This is a genomic window from Pseudomonas sp. Irchel s3f10 (assembly GCF_900187515.1).
Lineage (GTDB): Bacteria > Pseudomonadota > Gammaproteobacteria > Pseudomonadales > Pseudomonadaceae > Aquipseudomonas > Aquipseudomonas tensinigenes.
Genome location: NZ_FYDZ01000006.1, coordinates 113623 through 134872 on the forward strand (window position 1 = coordinate 113623; position 21250 = coordinate 134872).

At 59.7% G+C, this 21250-nt stretch carries 24 protein-coding genes; 10 read left to right on the forward strand and 14 right to left on the reverse strand.

The features are described from left to right. Nucleotides 1–51: 51 nt before the first annotated feature. Genes CKW17_RS15265 through CKW17_RS15275 form a run of 3 tightly spaced genes read right to left on the reverse strand, consistent with a single transcriptional unit; the run spans nt 52 to nt 2319 of the window. Nucleotides 52–957: a 5'-nucleotidase gene (locus CKW17_RS15265; protein WP_034155247.1), complete on the reverse strand. Its 906-nt coding sequence runs from the start codon at nt 955–957 to the stop codon at nt 52–54. A 22-nt stretch (nt 958–979) separates the two neighbouring features. Further along, entirely contained in the window at nt 980–1936 is a 957-nt protein-coding gene (locus CKW17_RS15270; protein ID WP_095120482.1) for a putative 2-dehydropantoate 2-reductase, read from the reverse strand. Next, a complete protein-coding gene (locus CKW17_RS15275; RefSeq protein ID WP_095120483.1) occupies nt 1933–2319 on the reverse strand; it encodes a co-chaperone YbbN in 387 nt (128 codons plus the stop codon). The genes CKW17_RS15270 and CKW17_RS15275 overlap by 4 nt, the downstream gene beginning before the upstream one ends. Between CKW17_RS15275 and CKW17_RS15280 the strand changes: the two genes are divergently transcribed. Both CKW17_RS15280 and CKW17_RS15285 read left to right on the forward strand, forming a co-directional pair. Further along, nucleotides 2318–2761, forward strand: coding sequence for a PilZ domain-containing protein (locus CKW17_RS15280; RefSeq protein ID WP_064120260.1), 444 nt, complete (start codon nt 2318–2320; stop codon nt 2759–2761). The two genes, CKW17_RS15275 and CKW17_RS15280, sit on opposite strands and share 2 nt — an antisense overlap. 130 nt (nt 2762–2891) lie before the next feature. After that, nucleotides 2892–3968: a 3-deoxy-7-phosphoheptulonate synthase gene (locus tag CKW17_RS15285; RefSeq protein WP_007908583.1), complete on the forward strand. Its 1077-nt coding sequence runs from the start codon at nt 2892–2894 to the stop codon at nt 3966–3968. Between the two features lie 60 nt (nt 3969–4028). Here the strand turns inward: CKW17_RS15285 and CKW17_RS15290 are convergent, their stop codons facing one another. Next, nucleotides 4029–4310 carry a GNAT family N-acetyltransferase gene (locus CKW17_RS15290; RefSeq protein ID WP_003226804.1) on the reverse strand — a complete coding sequence of 94 codons (282 nt, stop codon included), beginning with the start codon at nt 4308–4310 and terminating at the stop codon, nt 4029–4031. Between the two features lie 638 nt (nt 4311–4948). Between CKW17_RS15290 and oprI the strand changes: the two genes are divergently transcribed. Beyond that, complete coding sequence (oprI, locus tag CKW17_RS15295) at nt 4949–5200, forward strand: outer membrane lipoprotei OprI (protein ID WP_003199355.1); 252 nt, start codon at nt 4949–4951, stop codon at nt 5198–5200. 126 nt (nt 5201–5326) lie between these two features. Here oprI and CKW17_RS15300 read toward each other — a convergent pair whose 3' ends face one another. The 3 genes from CKW17_RS15300 to CKW17_RS15310 form a co-directional block, all read right to left on the reverse strand. Beyond that, nucleotides 5327–6298: a L,D-transpeptidase family protein gene (locus tag CKW17_RS15300; RefSeq protein ID WP_095120484.1), complete on the reverse strand. Its 972-nt coding sequence runs from the start codon at nt 6296–6298 to the stop codon at nt 5327–5329. A 181-nt stretch (nt 6299–6479) separates the two neighbouring features. Beyond that, the gene (locus CKW17_RS15305) at nt 6480–6773 is read right to left on the reverse strand and encodes a hypothetical protein (RefSeq protein WP_007908575.1); all 294 of its coding nucleotides are present in this window, start codon (nt 6771–6773) and stop codon (nt 6480–6482) included. 57 nt (nt 6774–6830) lie between these two features. Continuing rightward, the gene (locus CKW17_RS15310) at nt 6831–7436 is read right to left on the reverse strand and encodes an arylesterase (protein ID WP_007908573.1); all 606 of its coding nucleotides are present in this window, start codon (nt 7434–7436) and stop codon (nt 6831–6833) included. Between the two features lie 10 nt (nt 7437–7446). On the opposite strand from CKW17_RS15310, the gene CKW17_RS15315 reads away from it, so the two are divergent. Genes CKW17_RS15315 through greB form a run of 3 tightly spaced genes read left to right on the forward strand, consistent with a single transcriptional unit; the run spans nt 7447 to nt 11166 of the window. Further along, nucleotides 7447–8130 carry an ABC transporter ATP-binding protein gene (locus CKW17_RS15315; RefSeq protein WP_007908572.1) on the forward strand — a complete coding sequence of 228 codons (684 nt, stop codon included), beginning with the start codon at nt 7447–7449 and terminating at the stop codon, nt 8128–8130. Continuing rightward, nucleotides 8130–10634, forward strand: coding sequence for an ABC transporter permease (locus CKW17_RS15320; protein WP_095120485.1), 2505 nt, complete (start codon nt 8130–8132; stop codon nt 10632–10634). The genes CKW17_RS15315 and CKW17_RS15320 overlap by 1 nt, the downstream gene beginning before the upstream one ends. A gap of 34 nt (nt 10635–10668) precedes the next feature. Continuing rightward, nucleotides 10669–11166, forward strand: coding sequence for a transcription elongation factor GreB (gene greB / locus CKW17_RS15325; protein WP_016985509.1), 498 nt, complete (start codon nt 10669–10671; stop codon nt 11164–11166). 6 nt (nt 11167–11172) lie between these two features. On the opposite strand, the gene CKW17_RS15330 is transcribed toward greB, so the two are convergent. The 3 genes from CKW17_RS15330 to CKW17_RS15340 form a co-directional block, all read right to left on the reverse strand. Further along, nucleotides 11173–11481 (reverse strand): hypothetical protein, encoded by a 309-nt coding sequence (locus CKW17_RS15330; RefSeq protein ID WP_077573983.1) that lies wholly within the window; start codon nt 11479–11481, stop codon nt 11173–11175. A gap of 248 nt (nt 11482–11729) precedes the next feature. Then, nucleotides 11730–12164, reverse strand: a complete 435-nt coding sequence (locus tag CKW17_RS15335; RefSeq protein ID WP_007908568.1) for a DoxX family protein — start codon at nt 12162–12164, stop codon at nt 11730–11732. Between the two features lie 111 nt (nt 12165–12275). Then, on the reverse strand, nt 12276–13697 hold the full coding sequence (locus CKW17_RS15340) for a transglycosylase SLT domain-containing protein (RefSeq protein ID WP_095120486.1): 1422 nt from the start codon (nt 13695–13697) through the stop codon (nt 12276–12278). 236 nt (nt 13698–13933) lie between these two features. On the opposite strand from CKW17_RS15340, the gene CKW17_RS15345 reads away from it, so the two are divergent. The 3 genes from CKW17_RS15345 to CKW17_RS15355 all read left to right on the forward strand — a co-directional run bounded on the left by CKW17_RS15345 (nt 13934) and on the right by CKW17_RS15355 (nt 16987). Beyond that, nucleotides 13934–14740, forward strand: coding sequence for a TatD family hydrolase (locus CKW17_RS15345; protein WP_095120487.1), 807 nt, complete (start codon nt 13934–13936; stop codon nt 14738–14740). Nucleotides 14741–14952: 212 nt separating this feature from the next. Next, nucleotides 14953–16434 (forward strand): methyl-accepting chemotaxis protein, encoded by a 1482-nt coding sequence (locus tag CKW17_RS15350; protein WP_095120488.1) that lies wholly within the window; start codon nt 14953–14955, stop codon nt 16432–16434. A 187-nt stretch (nt 16435–16621) separates the two neighbouring features. After that, a complete protein-coding gene (locus tag CKW17_RS15355) occupies nt 16622–16987 on the forward strand; it encodes a terminase (protein ID WP_034155260.1) in 366 nt (121 codons plus the stop codon). A 1-nt stretch (nt 16988) separates the two neighbouring features. On the opposite strand, the gene CKW17_RS15360 is transcribed toward CKW17_RS15355, so the two are convergent. The 3 genes from CKW17_RS15360 to CKW17_RS15370 all read right to left on the reverse strand — a co-directional run bounded on the left by CKW17_RS15360 (nt 16989) and on the right by CKW17_RS15370 (nt 19147). Beyond that, the gene (locus CKW17_RS15360) at nt 16989–17783 is read right to left on the reverse strand and encodes an acyl-CoA thioesterase II (RefSeq protein ID WP_095120489.1); all 795 of its coding nucleotides are present in this window, start codon (nt 17781–17783) and stop codon (nt 16989–16991) included. A gap of 241 nt (nt 17784–18024) precedes the next feature. Further along, nucleotides 18025–18789 (reverse strand): CHAD domain-containing protein, encoded by a 765-nt coding sequence (locus CKW17_RS15365; RefSeq protein WP_095120490.1) that lies wholly within the window; start codon nt 18787–18789, stop codon nt 18025–18027. A 79-nt stretch (nt 18790–18868) separates the two neighbouring features. Beyond that, complete coding sequence (locus CKW17_RS15370) at nt 18869–19147, reverse strand: hypothetical protein (protein WP_016770894.1); 279 nt, start codon at nt 19145–19147, stop codon at nt 18869–18871. Nucleotides 19148–19363: 216 nt separating this feature from the next. Here CKW17_RS15370 and CKW17_RS15375 point away from each other — a divergent pair, with 216 nt between their 5' ends. Continuing rightward, nucleotides 19364–20410, forward strand: coding sequence for a patatin-like phospholipase family protein (locus tag CKW17_RS15375; RefSeq protein WP_095120491.1), 1047 nt, complete (start codon nt 19364–19366; stop codon nt 20408–20410). Between the two features lie 109 nt (nt 20411–20519). On the opposite strand, the gene CKW17_RS15380 is transcribed toward CKW17_RS15375, so the two are convergent. After that, nucleotides 20520–21215 carry a response regulator gene (locus tag CKW17_RS15380; protein ID WP_095120492.1) on the reverse strand — a complete coding sequence of 232 codons (696 nt, stop codon included), beginning with the start codon at nt 21213–21215 and terminating at the stop codon, nt 20520–20522. Between the last annotated feature and the right edge of the window lie 35 nt (nt 21216–21250).

A 21250-nucleotide genomic window follows, 5' to 3' on the forward strand; every position in this document is an offset into this window, starting at 1 on the left:
CAGTGCCTTGGCGACTACGACGGGCGACGCAACGTCTTGAACCAAAGGGCTTTAGATCGACGGTTCGTTGCTGATGCCGTGCGGCACGTGGCCAGTGGCAACGACTTCGCGGGCGAGTTCGCAGTGGCCGGCCTGATCGTCGAAAAACACGTCGGCGGCAAACGCTTCGAGGAATGCCGATTTGGTCAGGCCGCCGAGGAACAGTGACTCGTCGAGGCGAATGTCCCACTCACGCAAGGTGCGGATCACCCGCTCATGCGCTGGCGCCGAACGCGCGGTGACCAGCGCCGTACGGATCGGGCAATCATCGTCGGGGAATTCCCGCTGGAGCAAATTGAGCGCCGCCAGAAAGCCTTTGAACGGCCCACCGCGCAATGGCTCGCGGGCCGACTCACGCTCCTTGGCCTGGAACGCTTCCAGCCCGCCGGACTGATAAACGCGCTCCGATTCATCGGAAAAAATCACCGCATCACCGTCGAAAGCGATGCGCAATTCGTCGCTGGCCGCGCGACTGGCGCCACCGGACAGAATCGTTGCTGCGGCGAAACCGGCGTCCAGTGCCGCGCGCACGTCTTCAGCATGCGTCGACAAAAACAGGTCGCAACCGAAGGCTTTCAGATACGGATACGGACTGCGCCCGCCGACAAACGCCGCGCGGGAAATCGCCAGACCGTAATGGTGAATCGAGTTGAACACGCGCAGGCCGGTGTCGGCGCTGTTGCGCGAGACCAGAATCACCTCGACCCGTGCGCGGCCGAGGCGACTGTTGAGCGCCAAAAGTTTTTCCACCAGCGGGAAGGCATCGCCGGGTGCCAGAATTTCGTCTTCGTGCTCGATCTGATATTGCCGATAGGCTTCAACGCCGCTCGACAGATAGACCTTGTGGCTCTCGCTCAGGTCGAACAAGGCGCGCGACGAAATCGCCAGCACCAGTTTGTCATCGATGTTCTTGGCCATGCCTTCCCCCAGAGCGACCGGCTTAAACGTTGCGCCGGTCGATAAAACTTAAATTGCGATACAACGCTTCGATGCGCGGCAACTCACAACCCTCGGCTTTCGCTGCCGCCAATGGTCGAGCGTAGATCGCTTGCAGCTCCAGCGGCCGTTTATGTAGAAAGTCGTGGTACATGCTCGGCCAGTAGTCGGGCATTTTCTCGGTCATCATGAACAGATAGTCGGCGTATCCCGGCGGTATATCGTGGCCACAGGCCTTGGCGCCTTGCACCACTTCGGCCATCAACGCCTGGATCAACGCACGGCTGTCGGCATCGGCCATCAACGGCGTGGTGCCTGCACCGAGCAACACCGAGAGTCCGTTGTAGGGAATATTCCACACCAGTTTCTGCCAGCGCGCCTGTTGCAGATTGGGCATTGCCTGGGAATCGATTCCGGCAGCGCGGAACAACCCGCAGCCCTCCTCGACAATCACCATGCGCGCGCCATCATCCATGGCCGGGCCGCTGTGATAGCCAACGTTGACCGCGCCGAGCGCCTGATGGGTGACTTGTCCGGGACCTTCGCGGTGTACACAGATCAGGCACAAACCGCCCAGCAGATGCAGGGAATCGGGGAGCAGTTCACGCAAACTGTCTTCGACGTCGAGACCGTTTTGCAGCACCAACACTTTCGCATCCGGTTTGGCCGCTTGAATGATAGAAGGCGCGAGGCCGGCGTTGCTGGTGGTTTTTGCCCCCACCAACAGCCAGTCACATTTGGGCATGTCTTCGGCCGACGAATAGGCCTGCGCCGGATGCAACGTCAGCGGGCCATGCACCGCGCTGTTGATTTGCAGACCGCGCTCAGCCACCGCCGAAAACTCGCTGCGCAACAGAAAGTGCACATCGAAACCGGCACGCGCCAGCATCACACCGTAAAAACCCCCAATTGCGCCGGTACCGATAATCCCTACGACCGGTTTATTCACTGCCCCCATCATGGCAACTCCTCTGCAACTCGACCCAGTGCCTGCACCAGCGCCGCGTTCAACGCATCGGCCGTCAGGCGCGTGTGCAATGCCCCAAAGAACTCACCGTCGCGCACCACAAACAGCGCCGGCAAATGAAAGACCTGATAGCGCTCGACCAACCCGCCGTTGTCGCCGGCATCGATCCAGCACAACTGATTGATGGCTAGATCAAGTCCCGGCAACACCTCGCGGGCATAACGGCAACTGGCGCAGCCGACACTGGTGAAAATCACCAGCGAAACGCCGCTCATCGCCAATAGCCGTTGATCGGCGTCGAAATCGGTCAGTTCGGATTCGACCACTATACTGGGGGAAACAATGTCAAATGACCGACACAGGGAGTCTGTGCTCATGGGACGTTTCATTCCTCATCCGGACGAGGTGCCGGTTGAATTAACCTTGCTCAAGCCTGAGTGTATTTCCAGGCAACAGCTGCACACTATCAGCCTCGGCGGCATCGCTTGCAATTACCACCGTGCCTGGCGTCATGGCACAGCGCTGCAAGTGCGCATGCCGACACTCAACGCCGACATCTGTTATCCGGGCTATGTGGCATGGTGCCTACGGCGTAAAAAAGGCTATCTGGTGGGCATCGCCTTCACCGATGAGCAGACGCTGTTCAGCGCGCGAATGGGTGAACAAGTGTGTCAGATCGAGCGCTACTGCCGCATGCACGAAACCCACGATGACCTGCAGGAAATTCAGGCGGTGGCCCTGCAATGGGTCGAGCAACATGCCGACGAGTTCTCCCACGACAGCGTGCGCAAGGCTTTTGCGCAGCCAGCGCTGGACTAAAGCACCTTTTGCCCATTGTCGAGCAGGCGCTTTACGCGCTAAGGTTCCGCTCCCCGACGCGCTTTAATCTGCTGTGCTCCGCCGCGCGGGGATCGCTGGCGGCCGGCACCCGTGACCTGACGAGTAAACGATGGCTGATTTACCGATCAACGACCTAAACGTCGCCTCTAACGAGACCCTGATCACTCCCGATCAGCTCAAGCGTGATATCCCTCTGAGCGATGCTGCCCTGCGCACCGTCACCAAGGGCCGCGAAGTCATTCGCAACATTCTTGATGGCACCGACCACCGTCTGTTCGTAGTGATCGGCCCGTGCTCGATCCACGATATCAAGGCTGCCCACGAATACGCCGATCGCCTCAAGGTGCTGGCGGCGGAAGTCTCCGACACCCTGTATCTGGTCATGCGCGTGTATTTCGAAAAGCCACGGACCACCGTTGGCTGGAAAGGCCTGATCAACGATCCGTACCTGGACGACTCGTTCAAGATCCAGGACGGTCTGCACATCGGTCGTCAGTTGCTGCTGGATCTGGCCGAAAAAGGCCTGCCAACCGCGACCGAAGCCCTCGACCCGATCTCCCCGCAGTATCTGCAGGACCTGATCAGCTGGTCGGCCATTGGCGCGCGTACCACTGAATCGCAGACTCACCGGGAAATGGCTTCCGGCCTGTCCTCGGCCGTCGGCTTCAAGAACGGTACCGACGGCGGTCTGACGGTGGCGATCAACGCCTTGCAGTCGGTCTCCAGCCCGCATCGTTTCCTCGGTATCAACCAGGAAGGTGGCGTGTCGATCGTCACCACCAAAGGCAACGCCTACGGTCACGTGGTGCTGCGCGGTGGCAACGGCAAGCCGAACTACGATTCGGTCAGCGTTGCCCTGTGCGAACAGGCGCTGAACAAGGCGAAGATCAAGCCGAACATCATGGTCGACTGCAGTCACGCCAACTCCAACAAGGATCCGGCCCTGCAACCGCTGGTGATGGAGAACGTTGCCAACCAGATCCTCGAAGGCAACCAGTCGATTATCGGTTTGATGGTCGAGAGTCATCTGAACTGGGGTTGCCAGGCGATTCCAAAAGACCTCGCCGACCTGCAATACGGCGTGTCGATCACCGATGCCTGCATCGACTGGTCCGCCACCGAGAACACCCTGCGCAGCATGCACGCCAAGCTCAAGGACGTGTTGCCGAAACGCCAGCGCAGCTGATCAGCGTTTTACTGGCATAAAAAAACGCCGGGCATTGCCCGGCGTTTTTGTGTGTGCGATTCAGATCTTGGCGGCGCGGCGCTGATGGCGCTCCATGTAGCGCTCGACGTAAGAGCAGGACGGGATCACCGTGTAACCCATCTCTTCGGCGTACTGCAGCGCGCTCTCGGTCAGCGCTGCGGCAATGCCACGGCCACGCAGGGCGTTAGGCACGAAGGTGCGATAGATATCCAGGGTCTGTTTCCCCAGATCCATATAGGTCAGGTAGGCACGATGACCGTCCACATTGGTCTCGAACTGATGACCAGCCTGGTCATGGTGGATGGACAACGCCTCGCTCATCACTACTCCTCGCGGGTCTTGAATTCTGACCCCTACCTTACCGATGTTTTTCCGGCGAAGGAACATCTACGCCACCCCGTGCCTGATGGACACCGAGAAGAGCCACACCGATCTCGCGCAACCTGGCACCTGATAAATAGTAGGCACCATTGGCAAAAATGCTCAAGGTACGCTCGTCATCAAGCGAGTTGGCGTGGGTTGCTCCGATGGACGCAGGGTGGGCCTGGAAGAAGATCTTGCCAAACCGGTCACCTGAACATTGCCGGATGTTGAGACTTAAGACGTGCAGCCTTTTTTAAAGTCACCTCAACATGCACAAAGATAAGCGAAGCAGCACGCAAATTCGGAACAAAAGTGTCGACGTATTCATCTAGAAAGACTTTAGCCAAGACTGCAAAAACAGCACGTGGCAACGGGAACTTTTTCGCATTAACTCGCTCAGCTCGGGGCTTGCAGCTGTATATTTTTTAAACAGCGCAGTTAAAAGTTGCTCGAAAAAGAATCAACGCCTACAATTTTTTTTGCTTCTTGCCTTACGTCAGTTTACTTACTACAAGTAATGGGTAGTATGTACGCCGGCTATTTCCTCAATCGTGAGGAGACAGCCACTTAATTGAAAGTCCTTGAAGGGGAACACGATGAACAACGTTCTGAAATTCTCTGCTCTGGCTCTGGCCGCAGTTCTGGCTACCGGTTGCAGCAGCGCATCGAAAGAAACCGAAGCACGTCTGACCGCTACTGAAGACGCAGCTGCTCGCTCCCAGGCTCGTGCAGACGAAGCTTACCGTAAAGCTGATGAAGCTCTGGCTGCTGCTCAAAAAGCACAACAGACTGCTGACGAAGCTAACGAGCGTGCTCTGCGCATGCTGGACAAAGCTAGCCGCAAGTAATAATCCTTCGGGGTTGTTATCGAGCCGACCCGATTTTTCGGGTCGGCTTTTTTATGTCCGATGCTTTTCCCCGGGCAATAAAAAACCCGCCGACGCTCCACGCATCGGCGGGTTCTGCACCCCGACTTATTGCTGCAAGTCGATCGGTGTACTCGAGACCATAGGCGCCGAGGTACTCGGTGTGCCGATTTCCGTTGGCAGGCCATCTTCGGCTGCGACCACATCACGCACCACATCCCAGTTCACACGCAGGTTGCTGGTGACGTCTTCACGCTTGAGCATCGCGTTGATCACCGCAGTGTGCTTGTCGACCACTGACGGGTTGCCCTTGTCGTCGATCGGCGTGTGCGCTTCCAGATAGACCTTGCCGCCACTGCTGCCGAACTTGTAGGCATCGTTGAGGATGCGTACAGACGTACCGACCGGGACCATGCCGGCCATTTCCAGCACGTTGTTGTTGAACATGCGGAAGCAGCCGTGGCTCGTGCGCATGCCGATACCGAATTTCTTGTTCGAACCGTGGATCAGGTAACCCGGCGTGCCCAAGGTGAACTTGAACGGACCCAGCGGATTGTCCGGGCCGGCCGGTACTACGTTTGGCAGCGGATCACCGTCGGCGGCGTGTTCCGCCTTGATCGACGCTGGAGGCGTCCAGGTCGGGTTTGGCGTCTTGGCGATGATCGAGGTGTGGGCGATTGGCGAGCCCCAACCTTCACGACCGATACCCAGCGGGAACGTATAAACCACGTTCTTGCCTTTCGGGAAGTAGTAGAGGCGGTATTCGGCGAGGTTGATGACGATGCCTTCACGCGGGCCCGGCGGCAGAATGAAACGGGTCGGCAAAACGATTTCGGTGCCAGCGCCCGGCAACCAGGCATCGACGCCCGGGTTGGCCGCGACCATTTCCGAGTAACCCAGATCGTACTTCGTGCCCAGATCGGCGAAAGTGTCTTCGTACTTGGCTTTGATCACCTGCACTTGGCCGATGATGTCTTCACCGGGTGGTGGCAGGGGAAACTCCAATGCAGCAACGGGACCGGCCACACACAGGGCGGCAAGTGACAGGCAGCGGGTGACGGCAGGAAAGCGCGGCAACATCCGGAAAATCCTTCGCATGATCAACAAGGGTATAAGGGCGCGATTGTACACCGCACTTTGAATATTGGGGGAGACAGCCCGATGGACCGCGTCAGGCCTTGAAAAGATCGCAGCCTGCGGCAGCTCCTACAGGTGTACGCCCTTCCTTGTAGGAGCTGCCGCAGGCTGCGATCTTTTGACCTTAAAGCTCGAAACGCAGCTCCGGCCAGATCGGCGAGGTGCCGCGCTTTTGCGATTCCAGAATAGCCCGGCACAACGAACACAGGCGCTGATCCTGAAACACCCGGCGATCCACACTCGACCAGCGTGGCTGCGCTGGCAACAGACTGCCGCACAGAGTGCGATCAGCCGAGCCACCGAGTTCGAGTTGCCGCGTCACCAGATGCACCCGCACTTCCTGGCAGGCGAACAGATCCAGCTGCTCGTCAGGCTCGATCAGTTGGTAGGCAAACAGGGACCAGGCAGAACGCGACATCGGGGGCTCCAAATAAGGGGGCGCCACATTAGCCGAAAGCCTGCCCTTAGAAAAGCCTCATAACAGCGGTTTTAGCGTCGGCCAGACATTTTCCAGCAACTTGCCCTGAGCCCCGGCCGCCGGGTGCAGACCATCGGCCTGCATCAGGTCCGGATGACCGCCCACGCCGTCGAGGAAAAACGGCACTAGCGGGATCTTTTTATCGTCGGCGAGTTTGCCGTAGACCTCGGCGAAGGCATCGGTGTAACGCTTGCCGTAATTGGGCGGCAGCTGCATGCCGAGCAACAGCACCTTGGCCCCGCTCTGACGCGAGCTGTCGATCATCGAGGCAAGATTTTGTTGCAATTGATTTGGCGGCATTCCGCGCAAGCCATCATTGCCACCCAGTTCGAGGATCACCAGTTCCGGCTTATGCTCTGCAAGCAGCGCGGGCAGGCGCGCCTGGCCTCCGGCACTGGTGTCGCCGCTGATGGAGGCATTGACCACTTTGTCGTCGAAACCCTCCTGTTTGAGCCGTTGTTCGAGCAACGACACCCACCCCAAGCGGGTATCCAGTCCGAAACCGGCGCTGATACTATCGCCAACGATCAGGACAGTACCCGCCGCTGCGTTCTGGGCCATGCACATCAAGGCCAGGCCAGCACTCAAAAACCACACACGCATCGGATTCTCCATGGGCGCAAGCATTCTCACCGCGAAGAACCTCAGCAAAGTGGTTCCCAGCGCGGAAGGTGAACTGACTATCCTGCACGAACTCAGCCTGGAACTGAACAAGGGCGACAGCCTGGCCATCGTCGGCGCGTCCGGTTCGGGTAAATCCACCCTCCTCGGCTTGCTCGCCGGTCTCGATCTGCCGAGCAGTGGCGAAGTCATTCTCGCCGGCCAGGGCCTGAGCAATCTCGACGAAGACCAGCGCGCACGCATTCGTGCCGAGCATGTCGGTTTCGTCTTCCAGTCGTTCCAGTTGCTCGACAGCCTCAATGCGCTGGAAAACGTCATGCTGCCGCTGGAACTTGATGGCCGCAAAGATGCGCGCGAGCGTGCAACCGAATTGCTCCAGCGCGTCGGCCTCGGCCAACGCCTGACGCATTCACCGCGCCAACTCTCTGGTGGCGAACAACAGCGTGTGGCGATTGCCCGTGCCTTTGCTGCCGAGCCTGACGTGCTGTTCGCCGACGAACCCACCGGCAACCTCGACAGCCACACCGGCGAGCGCATCAGCGATCTGCTTTTCGAGTTGAACAAGGAACGCGGCACCACCCTGGTGCTGGTGACCCACGACGAACGCCTGGCCCATCGCTGCCGGCGCCTGATCCGTCTTGAAGCCGGGCTGTTGGTCGCCCCCCTGGAGCCTTGATGGCACGTTTGCCGCTGTTGCGCCTGTTCAGTCTCGCCATTCGCCAACTCATGCGCGATGCCCGCGCCGGGGAATTGCGCGTGTTGTTTTTCGCTTTGGTCGTGGCGGTGGCGGCGAGTACCGCCATCGGCTATTTCGGCGCCCGCCTGAACGGCGCCATGATGCTGCGCGCGACTGAATTTCTCGGCGCCGATCTGGTTCTCGAAGGCAGCTCTCCGGCCCGTGAAGAACAGATCAGGAGTGGTACTGAGCTGCGCCTGAATCACGCGCAAGTGGTGGAGTTTTCCAGTGTCATCGCCACCGACAACGGCATTCAGCTGTCGAGCATCAAAGCCGTCGACCGCGCCTATCCGCTACGCGGCGAACTGAAGAGCGCGCCAGCGCCTTTCGCCACCGAAGAAACTGGCGATGAACCGCAACCCGGCGAAGCCTGGGTCGAGGCACGCCTGCTGACCGCACTGGATCTGAAGATCGGCGACAGCATCGATGTCGGCATGAAGACGTTGAAACTGGCGCGCGTGCTGACCTACGAACCGGATCGCGCCGGCAACTTCTATAGCCTCACGCCGCGGGTCATGATCAACCTCGACGACCTCGCCGCCACCGGCGTGGTGCAACCCGGCAGCCGCGTGAGTTACCGCGAACTTTGGCGCGGCGAACCACAGGCACTGGAAACCTATCGGCAACTGATCAAACCCGGGCTCGCCGCCAACCAGCGGATTCAGGACGCCCGCGATGGCAACCGGCAGATTGGCGGTGCACTGGGCAAAGCCGAGCGCTATCTGAACATGGCCAGTCTGGTCGCCGTGCTGCTGGCCGGGGTCGCGGTGGCGTTGTCGGCCAACCGTTTCGCCAGTCGCCGCTTCGACGCAAGTGCCTTGCTGCGCTGCCTCGGATTGTCGCGGCGGGAAACCATGGTGCTGTTCAGTTTGCAGCTGACCGTGCTCGGCCTGCTCGCCGCACTCAGTGGCGCATTGCTCGGCTGGCTCGCGCAGTTGGGCTTGTTCGCCCTGCTACATGACTTGCTGCCAACCGACGTCCCTCCGGGCGGTCTGTTTCCAGCCATCGCCGGGATCGGCACCGGGCTGGTCGCATTGGCCGGTTTCGCCTTGCCGCCGCTGGCTGCGCTGGGCCGCGTGCCGCCGCTGCGTGTGCTGCGCCGGGACATGTTGCCCATCCCGTCGAGTACCTGGATGGTTTACGGCGCAGCCTTGGGTGCGCTCGGCCTGATCATGTGGCGCCTGAGTCTGGATCTGCTGCTGACGTTCGCCCTGCTCGGTGGTGGCGTGGTCGCCGCGTTGCTTTTGGGCGGCTTGCTGCTGTTGCTGCTGCAAAGCCTGCGGCGGATGCTCGCCCGTGCCTCGCTGCCGTGGCGGTTGGGTCTGGGCCAGTTGCTGCGCCATCCGTTGGCAGCGGCCGGTCAGTCGTTGGCATTCGGTCTGATTCTGTTGTCGATGGCCTTGATCGCCCTGCTGCGCGGCGAACTGCTCGACACCTGGCAAAACCAGTTGCCGAAAAATGCGCCGAACTACTTTGCTCTGAACATCCTGCCGGCAGACAAACAGGCGTTCACCGATCATCTGATCAAAGTGTCCGCGCAAGCCGCGCCACTGTATCCGGTGGTGCCGGGGCGATTGCTCAGCATCAACGGTGAAGCCGTGCAGCAAATCGTCAGCAAGGATTCGGCCGGCGATCGCGCCGTTCAAAGAGATTTGAGTCTGACTTGGGCCGCTGACTTACCGGCGGGCAACAAGCTCACTTCGGGTGAATGGTGGAAGGATCAGCCGACCGACGATGTTCCCGGCGTATCGGTGGAAGGCAAAGTCGCCGAAAGCCTCAAGCTCAAACTCGGCGATCACATGGTGTTCAGCGTCGGCGGGGTCAATCGTGAAGCGAAGGTCACCAGCCTGCGTGAGATCAACTGGGACAACTTCCAGCCGAACTTCTTCATGATCTTTCAGCCCGGCACGCTGAAGGATCTGCCGGCGACTTACCTGACCAGCTTCTATCTGGCGCCAGGTCATGATCAGCAGATCGTCGAACTGTCACGCACGTTCCCGGCAGTGACCATTCTTCAGGTCGAAGCGCTGCTGGAACAACTGCGCAGCATCCTCGCCCAAGTCACCCTGGCGGTCGAATATGTGTTGTTGTTTGTTTTGGCAGCGGGCATGGCCGTGCTGTTTTCCGGCTTGCAGTCGACGCTCGATGAACGTATTCGCCAAGGTGCGCTGTTGCGTGCCCTGGGTGCGGAGCGGCAGTTGCTGATCAAGGCGCGGCGCATCGAGTTCGGCTTGCTCGGGGCGGTCAGCGGCTTGCTCGCAGCGATCGGCTCGGAAGTGGTGAGTCTGGTGTTGTATCGCTATGCGTTCGATCTGCCGTGGCATCCGCATCCGTGGTTGTTGGTGCTGCCGTTGATTGGCGCCGCGCTGATTGGTGGCGCCGGCGTGTTCGGTACGCGCCGGGCACTCAACGCAAGTCCACTGACAGTGTTGCGTGAGGGTTGATAGACTCAGTCGGTCTTAATCACAAGAAGTTGCCATGAGCCGTTATCGCCCTCCACGCCCCGCCGGCACCGCGTTGATCACCCCTGAGGGTGAAGCGCGGATGCGTGCCGAATTTCATGAGCTGTGGCATGTGCGCCGTCCGCAGGTGACGCAATCGGTCAGCGAAGCGGCGGCTCAGGGTGATCGCTCGGAGAACGCCGAATACACCTACGGCAAGAAGATGCTGCGCGAGATCGACAGTCGCGTGCGCTTTCTGACCAAACGCCTGGAAGCGCTCAAGGTCGTCAGCGAAAAACCCAGTGATCCGAACAAAGTCTACTTCGGCGCCTGGGTGACCATCGAAGACGAAGACGGCAAGCAATCGCGCTACCGCATCGTCGGCCCGGATGAACTGGATCTGAAACTGGGCCTGATCAGCATCGACTCACCACTGGCCCGCGCCTTGATCGGCAAGGCGCTGGATGCAGAAGTCCGGGTGCAGACTCCGACTGGTGAACAGTTCGTTTACATCGTCGCCATCGACTATCCGTAAAGCGTATCAGCGGCGAGTGATCAGGCCCTGCCGCGCAACGCGGACCAGTTGTTTGATCATCTCTGGTGCATCTTCGGCAGTCGGGGCCTGAATCACTGCCAGATCAAAACTGTCAGTGGCGAAACGCGCCAGCGACTCGCCGTCTTCAACGAACTGGATCAGGAACGCGGCAGGACCGCCGCTGCGACGTGGCCAGCCATCGAGATAACGCAACAGCGTCGGCTGATGTTTGCCGCCAAGGAGGATTTTCGGGTTGCGTTGAGTGATATGCGCAGTGATCGGCGCGGGACGTGCTGGAGGGCGTAGTGCATTCATCGTGTCGTGTCTCTGCCTCAAAAGTCTGCATGGCAGGTGAGAGGCAACACCGAACCAGCGCTTTAGCGGTATTTCGAAGCCCTGTTCCGGCTTCTGACGGCAACTGTTGAAGTCACCTGGCGCCCCGCAAGTAGCTGTTTAAATCGGCGCATGGGCAACATCCTAGAGAACGTGACCGATCAGTGTCAAGAATCAGCCGCAACAAAAAAGGCCCGCACAATGCGGGCCTTTTCCTTGAGCCAGAGCGCTTAACCGGCGATGGCGCGGTCCACCGAGAGCTTGCCGGCGCCTTCGATCAGTACAGCGAGGCTGCCACCGAGCAGGGCGAGAGCGAACTCGTAACCGTTGTTGGCCATAAACAGACCGTTGCTGATGTGTACGGTGAAGATCGCCACCAGCGACAGGAAAGTCAGACCCAATGCCGCCGGACGCACCAGCAGGCCGATGATCAAGGCCAGGCCGGCGAAGAACTCAGTGCCGCCAGCCAGGGTCGCCATCAGGTAGCCCGGGTGCAGACCAATGCTGTCCATGTACTGCGCCGTACCTGCCAGACCATAACCACCGAACAGTCCGAAAAGCTTTTGCGAACCGTGCGCCGCGAAGATCACGCCGACAGCGATGCGCAGGATGGTCAGACCGTAGCCGGCGCGGGTGAACAGTACTTTGTTGATCAGAGAGCTCATGGGGCATTCCTTGTTTTGCGAGAAGTTGTGTGTGTTGGTTGGCCGCTATATTAATCAGTAAATTTCATGTTAAAAGCGCAAATATTCCGCCATAACAATCAGTTTATTAGATCATTTCCGTGAGACGACTTTTTGCGCCCCGGGCTCCAACGACTCCCGCTCCCGGTCGAACGCCAAGTAATACTTGTTCACGCTATTAACATAGCTGACCGGCCCCATTCCCACCTGCTCCATGGCGATGCGCTCGACCTGGAAGAACCACTGATTAGGGTTCAACCCACGCCGCCGGGCCTCAGCGCGCATGCCCTGCACGCGCTCGGGGCCGATGTTGTAGGCCGCCAAGGTAAAGGCCATGCGCTCGCGCTCATTGAGCTTGGGGCTGTTGAAGAACTTGCGGCGGATCATCGCCAGATATTTGGCCCCGGCCTGCACATTCGCATCGAGATTCTGAATGTTGCTCACGCCGACTCGCTGAGCGGCGGAAGGCGTGATCTGCATCAGCCCGGTCGGGCCACTGCCGCTGCGGGCATTGGGTTGCAGGCGTGATTCCTTGAACGCCAGTGCGGCCAGATTGAGCCAGTCCATGTTCTGCGCCTGGGCGTGCTTTTGCAGGGTCGGGCGCAGTTTTTCCAGGCGCTGGCGGTCAGCCTTGGCCAATGGATAGTGGACTTGATAGAGACGGCGATAGATGCGCAGAAACGCGGCATCTTCGTTGGACGGTTTCTTGTAACCACCGAGGAAGCGGTCAATGCTCGCGCGCAACATCGCAGCATCCCGGCGTACAAACCAGTATTCCTCGCCCGGCTCGCTGATCATCAGTTGCCGGTCAAAACGCAATTTCGGCAGAATCTTGCCCCAGCGTTCGGCGATGGGTTGCTCGACGATAGTCAGATGGAAAATCCCGCCCTGAACCATCTCCAGCACATCTTCGACCGCCAGCGTCGGATCAACCCACTCAATCTTGATCGGCGCCAGTTTGTGCAGCGCCAGTTTCTGGTTGAGCTGACTGACCGCCTCCCCCGCCGCACTGCCGGTCGGCAACGCCAGGGTTTTGCCGGAGAGCTGCTCGACTTTGGTGTAGCGCCGCTCACCCTTGATCCCGACCAACACCAGCGGCACGTTGCTGGCGATCGGTTCGCTGCTGGCCACCGCATAGCCAGATTGCAGATCGAGCAATTCGCCCGGCGCGACCAGATCACCTTCGCCACGCTGCAAGGCGCCGAGCAGTTGATCCTTGGCTTTGGGAATGATTTTGAGGGTAAGTTGCTGGCCATCGCGGGCGTGGCCGTTGAGGTATTGCTCGAAGGCACGCAGGCGATGGTATTCGACGCCGATGGCCTGACCCTGAACTTCACCGGAGCTGTTGCGGCTCTGATTGACCAGCACGCGCAACACGCGGCTGCTGCGGATCTCGGACAGGTCGCGCACCTTGGCGGCCGGCACGGCTTGCAGCGGCCCGGGCAGGCGCGCAACCGCCGTCATCGGCAGCAGTAACGATCCACACAACAGCAGCAAAACCGAGGGACGAACCATCCACTCTCCGGAAAGAATACGGGGCAATTTCATCCCTGAAAGATCGAAATCACCGACGAAAACAGAGCGCTTGGAGCGCTGGCAAAGTGCGAGAGACTGGCACAGTAATGGCACTTCTGCCAAACCGGGCTGCGTCGCGGCATCAAAAGACAGCTATAACTCGTTGTAGTTCTTGGCTTTTCTTATGAATCTACAGCTCTGGTATGCTTTCCGGCCTTCGGCCCGAGGTAGCAACCATGCAACTCATCGATATCGGCGTCAACCTGACCAACCCCAGTTTCGCCGACAAACACCAGGCCGTGCTTGATCGCGCCTATGCCGCCGGGGTTTGCCAACTGGTGCTGACCGGTACCAGCGTCGAGGGCAGCGAACAGGCTCTGGAGCTGTGCCAGCAACTGGATGAGAGCGGTCAACGGCTGTTCGCCACCGCCGGTATTCACCCGCATTCGGCCAGTGACTGGAACACCGACAGTGCCCGTCGTTTGCGCAGCCTGCTGCAAGAGAAAAACGTCGTTGCCGTGGGTGAATGCGGTCTCGATTTCAACCGTGATTTCTCGCCGCGCCCGCAGCAGGAAAGAGTCCTCGAAGAGCATTTGGCCTTGGCCGTTGAACTGCAATTGCCGGTGTTCCTGCACGAGCGCGATGCCAGCCAGCGTTTGCTGGAAATCCTCAAAGGCTTCCGCGATCAACTGCCCGCCGCGGTGGTGCATTGCTTCACCGGCGAGCAAAAAGCCTTGTTCAGCTATCTCGACCTGGATCTGCACATCGGCATCACCGGCTGGATCTGTGATGAGCGCCGGGGCACGCATTTGCATCCGCTGGTGAAAGAGATCAAACGCGGGCGCTTGATGCTGGAAAGTGACGCGCCTTATCTGCTGCCGCGCACCCTGCGACCGAAACCGAAGAACGGGCGCAATGAACCGGCCTATCTGACCGAAGTACTGCGCGAAGTGGCGTTGCATCGTGGCGAAACCGAGGAAGATCTGGCAGCGCACACCACCGCGTGCGCCCGCGCGTTCTACAACCTCCCCGCCCTCTCCTGACACAGCAGAATTTCCTTGTGGGAGCGAGCCTGTTCGCGAAAGCGGTGGTTCAGATGGCAATGATGTTGGCTGACACGCCCTCTTCGCGAGCAGGCTCGCTCCCACAGGGGGAATAATGCGCCCTGTTGACTCATATCAAGATCCGCAGATCTGCATAGCGGCACAATAATGGCACCTTGCCAAAACTGTTTCCGCTATCAGAGAAGACCTCCATGGGTGCCTGGCTTAGCAATATCTCGCTGAAATACAAATTCTGGGCGGTCAATGCGGTCGCCTTCGTCACTACCCTGCTGCTGGTGCTGTACGCCGTGCAGCTCGAACAACAGGCGCGCAGTCACGCGTCACTGGCCTCGGCGCAAGCCCAGGCACAACTGCTCAAGGCTTGGCCGGCCGGGCAGCCATTGCCTAAAGCCGATCAGGTGCTGACCTTCAAACACGGCGAAGCACCGCGCCTGAATGATCAACCCTTGCTGGAAATCACGGAAAGCAACGGCTGGAACGAAATCAATCACCTGCCGCTGTTCGGCGACAACCCATTGATGGGCGCCGAAGTGTTCAGCCGCGCCGATGGCCAGCAGGTCGCGGTGATTGCCTACGGCCCGAGCCTGAGTCAGGTGTTCAGCGAGCGTTTCGCCAATTACGCAGTGGCGGTGTTCATCCTGATGTTCGCCATGCTGTGTGCCTCGCAACTGTTGATCCGCTTCCTGCTCAGCCAGCTCAACACCTTGAAAGACGTGATGCTCCACGTCGAAAAAAGCGGTGATCTCTCGGCCCGAGTGCCATTGGCGGGCAAAGATGAAGTCGGGCAGATGGCCAATGCGTTCAACGCGATGCAGGCCGGTTATCAGCGCGTTGTCAGCACCGTGGCCAACACCGCACGGCAACTGGATGTCGGTGCGGCGCGGCTGGCGTCGAGCATGAACGAAGTGCGTAACGGCATGCTCGGCCAGCAGAGCGAAACCGATCAGGCCGCTACCGCGATCAATGAAATGACCGCCACGGTTTATCACATCGCCCAACACGCCGGCGCCACCCGCGACCTGTCGCAGACCGCCGATGGTCTCGCCGGCAGAGGTCAGCAAGTGGTCGCGCGAGTACAGCACTCGATTGCCGGGCTCTCCAGCGGTGTGCAGCAGACCGCCGAGATGATTCAACGGCTGGCCGAAGACAGTCAAAAAATTAATGGCGTGGTCAGCGTGATTCACAGCATTGCCGAGCAGACCAATCTATTGGCGTTGAACGCTGCGATTGAAGCGGCCCGTGCCGGTGAGATGGGCCGCGGTTTTGCAGTGGTCGCCGATGAAGTGCGCAATCTGGCCAAACGAGTACAGACTTCGACTGACGAGATCACCACCATGGTCTCGGCGTTGCAGGCCGGCACCCGCGATGCGGTGGACTTCATGCAGGAGAGTTCGTACAAGGCCGACGATTGCGTGCAGCAGGCGCAAGAGGCCGGCGAGGCGCTGGCGGAAATCACCGGGGCGGTGGCGCAGATGCGTGAAAGCAATACGCAGATTGCCGTGGCGGCGGAGCAGCAAAGCCAGGTTGCCGAAGAGATGAACCGGGCGGTGGTGAGCATTCGCGATGTGACCGAGAACACGGTGCAGCAGACTGTGGATTCGGCGACGACCAGTAATGAATTGGCGACGTTGGCTGGGGAACTGAGCAAGGCCATAGGTCAGTTGAAACTCTGAAGATCAAAAGATCGCAGCCTTCGGCAGCTCCTACAGGTGTACGCATTTCAATGTAGGAGCTGCCGAAGGCTGCGATCTTTTTTGTCCATAATCCCTATGATGCCAATAGCCAACCTTGATTCGCCGCCCTCCGCGCCCGGGCCTATTCTTCAACCATGAGTTCAACATGGATCGAGGAGTAGAAAACATGGGCAAACGTCACCCCAACCTTCCCGCATGGCAATGGCGCGCGTACCCGGGCAATCATCAGCACCCGACCAATCTGGTGTTGCACCTGATCGCCGTGCCGTTGTTTATCGTCGCGTTTCTGCTGATCGTCTCCGGGGTGTTCAGCCTGAGCCTGGCCAGTGTGGCCATCGGCGTGATTGGCATCATCGCGGCGCTGGGTTTGCAGCGTCATGGCCACAGCCTGGAGGCGCAAGCCTCCGAGCCGTTCAGTGATCGTAAAGATGCCGTCTCGCGGTTACTGGTCGAGCAGTTCCTGACCTTCCCGCGTTTCTTTCTCAGTGGCGGCTGGTGGCGCGCCTGGCGTGAGCGCCACCGTCGGCATTGAGTCAGGCGAAAATCGTGACGGTCTGGCGACTCATCGCAATCAATTCACCTTCCGCGCTCCACAACTTGGCGGCGACATGGCCGTAGCCGTCGGCGGCGTACTCGATGTCGGCCAGGTATTGGCACCAGTCCAGCGTGCTCAAATCGTGTAGCGGCTGCACAAATTCGATGGTCCAGGTCAGCGTGCTGCCCGGTGCAGGCTTCTTCAGATACGGCAACAGCGCGGGCGGCCACGCATCTACCAAGGCCAGCAGATGCGCCTCGTTGACCGGCTCTTCTTTGACATCGCCGCGTAACCGCACCCAGCCTCCCATCAAACGCGATTGATTGCCGGTGAACGGCATCCCACCGACACTCCAACGCATCGCCAGATGACGCATGAATTCCGGGGTCACACCTTTGATGTAAGGCAGCTCCTGGCATTCGTCCCAGTGTTTCATTGCCGGCGCCGGATACGCTTCGACGGCAACCTCCGACGGCCGCGAGGCACCGAAACTGCCTTGGACGATGGTCACCACCTGACCATTCTGCATCGCCCGGCCCATGACCTGGCTGACGGCTTTGCCTTCGCGCAGCACCTCCACTTCGAAGCTCACCGGGACTTCCGGCTCGACCGGGCCGACGAAGGTAATTGCCAGCGAACGCACCGGGCGATCCGCCGGCACTTTCGCGCGCATGGCTTCGTATTGCAGCGCGGCAACCAGACCACCGAAACTGGCACGGCCCTGACCCCATTCGGCAGGAATTGTCAATTCCGGTTGGCGGCGGACCGCCTCGAGCAGATCGCTAAAGCGCATGGCAACCTCAGAAAACGAGAAAGGAATGCAGCGATCTTAACCAGACCTGCAGAGCGCCGCAGCGTCTATTCCGGTCAAAGAGACTGACAGAAAGGCCTTACACCTATATCCGCCACATTGAAGATCCCTTGTAGGAGTGAGCCTGCTCGCGATAGCGGTCTGACAGCCAACACAGTTGTTGAATGTCAGACCGCTATCGCGAGCAGGCTCACTCCTACAGGGGATTTGTGGTGATTCAGGATTATTTGAAACAGGCTGAACTGAGTTTTTCCAGCACGCGATCAGCCTTCGCTTCGGCGTTGATCATGGTCGCCTGCCAAGTGGCGACACAAGGCTGCAGATCAGCCTCCAGCTCAGCCTTCGCCAACCACTGCCAGCAATCGTGCCAGTCACCCAACGCGCCTTGGGCCGATTTCAATCGCGCCAGCGCCGTTTCGGGCAAGCGATCCAGTTCGGGATAGGCTTCGATGCCGTAGCGCACGCGTTTGATCAGCAAGCGCAAGCGATGACGGTCGTGAGCAGGATCGTGCAATGCTTCGTCGAGTTTCTGCCATTGCTTGCCCAGGCGTTTTTCGATGCGTTTGTCCAAGCTCTTGAGCAAGCCCTGACGCTGGGAAGCGCGCAGGAATCGCGGGAAAGCGTCGAGGATCATCAACAGCGAAGCGACCTCGGCACTCGCCGCCAGCGCCGGATAGGCCTCAGCCATTTGCGCCATGCGTCGTTGCGCCGCTTCGGGTTGATCATGCTTGAGCAGATAAGCCGCCAACACCTCGCGATCACGCCATGGCGTGGTCAATTGACCGACTGCCGAAGCGGCGTCTTCCAGTTGCTCGACGCCTGGCAAGCCGCGCAATGGCCGCAACAGGCTGCGCAAGCGCCGCACCGTAGTGCGCAGATCATGCAACGCTTCGGGGTCGGTGCGTGCCGTCAATCGCGCCTGACAGGCCAACAGACGCACCTCCAGACTCAGGACATGAGCCACCAACCGGTCAACCAACGCAGACATCACTTGCTCCTGATTCAAATGGCTCTGACGATCATTCTGCTGCCCAGCGAACGCAGCCTCCTTGCTTCACGTCAGCAGCTTAGCGGCCGGCGCGGGATTCGCGAATGTAGAAACGCGCCTTCTCGGCCTTCTTGCTGCAACCTTCGAAACCCTCGAATTGCTGCTGGGTCTTCGCGGCGGTCAGCAGCGACAACGCCTTCGAGTAGCTGACGGTGCCGGCAAAGCCTTCGGCCTTGGCCAGATCCAGCTCATGCCAGGCCGCGTCGAGCTGACTGCCGCAGCTGTCGCGGTAAGCGGTTTTACCGGCGCAACCGGCCAATACCAGAGCCATCAACGGCACACAGATCCAGGCTTTCATCACTCACACCTCAAAATAGGTCAACAGTCGTGCAGGTAAGACGGCTTGGCTGCGAAAAAGTGCCTCGCCGGCGGGTGAAACCGCGCAACTGAGAAGGATAGCGCCGAAGGGTCATGCAGTATCGAAAAAACGACGTCACCGGCGCACTCAACGACCTCGGCGATTGAGCCAGCCCGACGATGGGTGCATTGTGCAACCTTGTCGGGAGGAGTTTTGATGAAAAAGCGTGTCGCACTGGTGCTGGGCTCCGGTGGAGCCCGGGGTTATGCCCATATCGGAGTCATTGAAGAGATCGAACGACGCGGTTACGACATCGCCTGCATTGCCGGGTGTTCGATGGGCGCGGTAGTCGGCGGGATCTACGCCGCCGGTAAACTCGACGTTTACAAGAACTGGATCGAAAGTCTCGACTATCTGGATGTGCTGAGGCTGGTCGACGTGAGTTTCCGCCTCGGCGCAATTCGCGGCGAAAAGGTCTTCGGGCAGATCCGCAAGATCGTCGGCGAGATCAACATCGAAGACTTGCGCATCCCCTACACCGCCGTCGCCGCCGACCTTACCAACCAACAGGAAATCTGGTTCCAGGAAGGCTGCCTGCATCAGGCGATGCGCGCCTCGGCGGCGATTCCGAGTCTGTTCACGCCAGTGATGCAAGGCAATCGCATGCTGGTCGACGGCGGTATTCTCAACCCGTTGCCGATCGTGCCGGTGGTGTCGAGCCACTGCGATCTGATCATCGCGGTCAATCTCAACTCGACCAACCAGCGTCACTACAAATTGCCGGTGATCCAGCGCCCCGCCGCTTTTCGCTCACGCTTCGACAACTTGATCAGATCGCTGGGGTCGAAGATGCCGTTCCGCCGAACACAGGCCGAACAATTATTACGGCTCGAGCAGGAAGCGCTGCGCGCCGAAGCAGCAGCCATCAACCCTTGGCTCGAAGGCGCCGAGCCGGAAAGCCAGCAACCCGCCGCCGCGCCCGAGCGTGAAGGCGCACCGAAATCGGCGACCGGTTCGTTCATCATCGATAACGTCGGGCCGGCCTCGCTGCTGGATTTGATCAACCAGAGTTTCGAGGTGATGCAGACCTCGCTGGCACAGTACAAGATTGCCGGGTATCCGCCGGATATCCTGATCAACGTACCGAAGCGGGTGTGCCGGTTTTTCGAATTTTACAAAGCGCCGGAGTTGATCGCGTTGGGGCGCGAGATTGCGCGGGATACGCTGGATCGGTATGACAGTGAGCAGAGCAGAGAGCCTTGAAGCTCTCCGTTGTCTCAAGGCCGCCTTCGCGAGCAGGCTCGCTCCCACAGGGGATTTGTGAACGACGCAGATCCAGTGTGGGAGCGAGCCTGCTCGCGAAGAGGCCAGATCAGCCAATATCACTCAATAGCCGATACCCGACCCCAGCCTCAGTCACGATAAACCGCGGCCGCGTCGGATCATCCGCCAGTTTCTGGCGCAAATGCCCCACCACAATCCGCAGATAATGGCTGTCTTCGGTGTGCGTCGGCCCCCAGATATCCTTGAGCAATTGCTGCTGGGTAATCACCCGCCCCGGATGCCGTGCCAGTTGCGCCAGCACCGCGTACTCCTTGCGGGTCAACGCCACTTCGACACCATCGAGCAACACCCGCCGATAGGCCAGATCCACCGTCAACGGGCCGAAACTCAATGCCGCCTGCTGCGCCTCCCCCGCCGGCGCCTGACGTAACAACGCGCGGACCCGAGCAAGGAATTCCTGAATGCCGAACGGCTTGGTCACGTAGTCATTGGCGCCGCCATCCAGCGCCTGGACTTTCTGCCCTTCGCTGGCGCGCACCGACAGCACCAGCACCGGCGCAGTGGCCCATTCGCGAAACTCGCGCAGCACTTGCTGGCCGTCCATGTCCGGCAGGCCGAGGTCGAGCACCAGCAAGTCCGGTTTGTTCAGCGCGGCCTGCGCCAACCCTTCCGTACCGGTGCCGGCCTCGAGCACTTTGTAGCCTTGGGAAGCGAGGCTGATGCGCAGGAATTTGCGGATCTGCGGTTCGTCGTCGATGACCAAAATGGTCGTGGTCTGGCTCATGAATTCACATCAACACAAATGATTGGCAAGAGAGT

What these genes read in the sequence shown, in the direction of transcription:
- CKW17_RS15370 (WP_016770894.1), bottom strand. Translation starts at nt 19,147, where the DNA reads ATGAAAGCCTGGATCTGTGTGCCGTTGATGGCTCTGGTATTGGCCGGT.
- CKW17_RS15360 (WP_095120489.1), bottom strand. Translation starts at nt 17,783, where the DNA reads ATGCGCTTTAGCGATCTGCTCGAGGCGGTCCGCCGCCAACCGGAATTG.
- CKW17_RS15380 (WP_095120492.1), bottom strand. Translation starts at nt 21,215, where the DNA reads ATGAGCCAGACCACGACCATTTTGGTCATCGACGACGAACCGCAGATC.
- CKW17_RS15330 (WP_077573983.1), bottom strand. Translation starts at nt 11,481, where the DNA reads ATGAATGCACTACGCCCTCCAGCACGTCCCGCGCCGATCACTGCGCAT.
- CKW17_RS15270 (WP_095120482.1), bottom strand. Translation starts at nt 1,936, where the DNA reads ATGATGGGGGCAGTGAATAAACCGGTCGTAGGGATTATCGGTACCGGC.
- oprI (WP_003199355.1), top strand. Translation starts at nt 4,949, where the DNA reads ATGAACAACGTTCTGAAATTCTCTGCTCTGGCTCTGGCCGCAGTTCTG.
- greB (WP_016985509.1), top strand. Translation starts at nt 10,669, where the DNA reads ATGAGCCGTTATCGCCCTCCACGCCCCGCCGGCACCGCGTTGATCACC.
- CKW17_RS15320 (WP_095120485.1), top strand. Translation starts at nt 8,130, where the DNA reads ATGGCACGTTTGCCGCTGTTGCGCCTGTTCAGTCTCGCCATTCGCCAA.
- CKW17_RS15275 (WP_095120483.1), bottom strand. Translation starts at nt 2,319, where the DNA reads ATGAGCACAGACTCCCTGTGTCGGTCATTTGACATTGTTTCCCCCAGT.
- CKW17_RS15305 (WP_007908575.1), bottom strand. Translation starts at nt 6,773, where the DNA reads ATGTCGCGTTCTGCCTGGTCCCTGTTTGCCTACCAACTGATCGAGCCT.
- CKW17_RS15335 (WP_007908568.1), bottom strand. Translation starts at nt 12,164, where the DNA reads ATGAGCTCTCTGATCAACAAAGTACTGTTCACCCGCGCCGGCTACGGT.
- CKW17_RS15355 (WP_034155260.1), top strand. Translation starts at nt 16,622, where the DNA reads ATGGGCAAACGTCACCCCAACCTTCCCGCATGGCAATGGCGCGCGTAC.
- CKW17_RS15375 (WP_095120491.1), top strand. Translation starts at nt 19,364, where the DNA reads ATGAAAAAGCGTGTCGCACTGGTGCTGGGCTCCGGTGGAGCCCGGGGT.
- CKW17_RS15315 (WP_007908572.1), top strand. Translation starts at nt 7,447, where the DNA reads ATGGGCGCAAGCATTCTCACCGCGAAGAACCTCAGCAAAGTGGTTCCC.
- CKW17_RS15280 (WP_064120260.1), top strand. Translation starts at nt 2,318, where the DNA reads ATGGGACGTTTCATTCCTCATCCGGACGAGGTGCCGGTTGAATTAACC.
- CKW17_RS15310 (WP_007908573.1), bottom strand. Translation starts at nt 7,436, where the DNA reads ATGCGTGTGTGGTTTTTGAGTGCTGGCCTGGCCTTGATGTGCATGGCC.
- CKW17_RS15285 (WP_007908583.1), top strand. Translation starts at nt 2,892, where the DNA reads ATGGCTGATTTACCGATCAACGACCTAAACGTCGCCTCTAACGAGACC.
- CKW17_RS15265 (WP_034155247.1), bottom strand. Translation starts at nt 957, where the DNA reads ATGGCCAAGAACATCGATGACAAACTGGTGCTGGCGATTTCGTCGCGC.
- CKW17_RS15345 (WP_095120487.1), top strand. Translation starts at nt 13,934, where the DNA reads ATGCAACTCATCGATATCGGCGTCAACCTGACCAACCCCAGTTTCGCC.
- CKW17_RS15365 (WP_095120490.1), bottom strand. Translation starts at nt 18,789, where the DNA reads ATGTCTGCGTTGGTTGACCGGTTGGTGGCTCATGTCCTGAGTCTGGAG.
- CKW17_RS15290 (WP_003226804.1), bottom strand. Translation starts at nt 4,310, where the DNA reads ATGAGCGAGGCGTTGTCCATCCACCATGACCAGGCTGGTCATCAGTTC.
- CKW17_RS15340 (WP_095120486.1), bottom strand. Translation starts at nt 13,697, where the DNA reads ATGGTTCGTCCCTCGGTTTTGCTGCTGTTGTGTGGATCGTTACTGCTG.
- CKW17_RS15300 (WP_095120484.1), bottom strand. Translation starts at nt 6,298, where the DNA reads ATGTTGCCGCGCTTTCCTGCCGTCACCCGCTGCCTGTCACTTGCCGCC.
- CKW17_RS15350 (WP_095120488.1), top strand. Translation starts at nt 14,953, where the DNA reads ATGGGTGCCTGGCTTAGCAATATCTCGCTGAAATACAAATTCTGGGCG.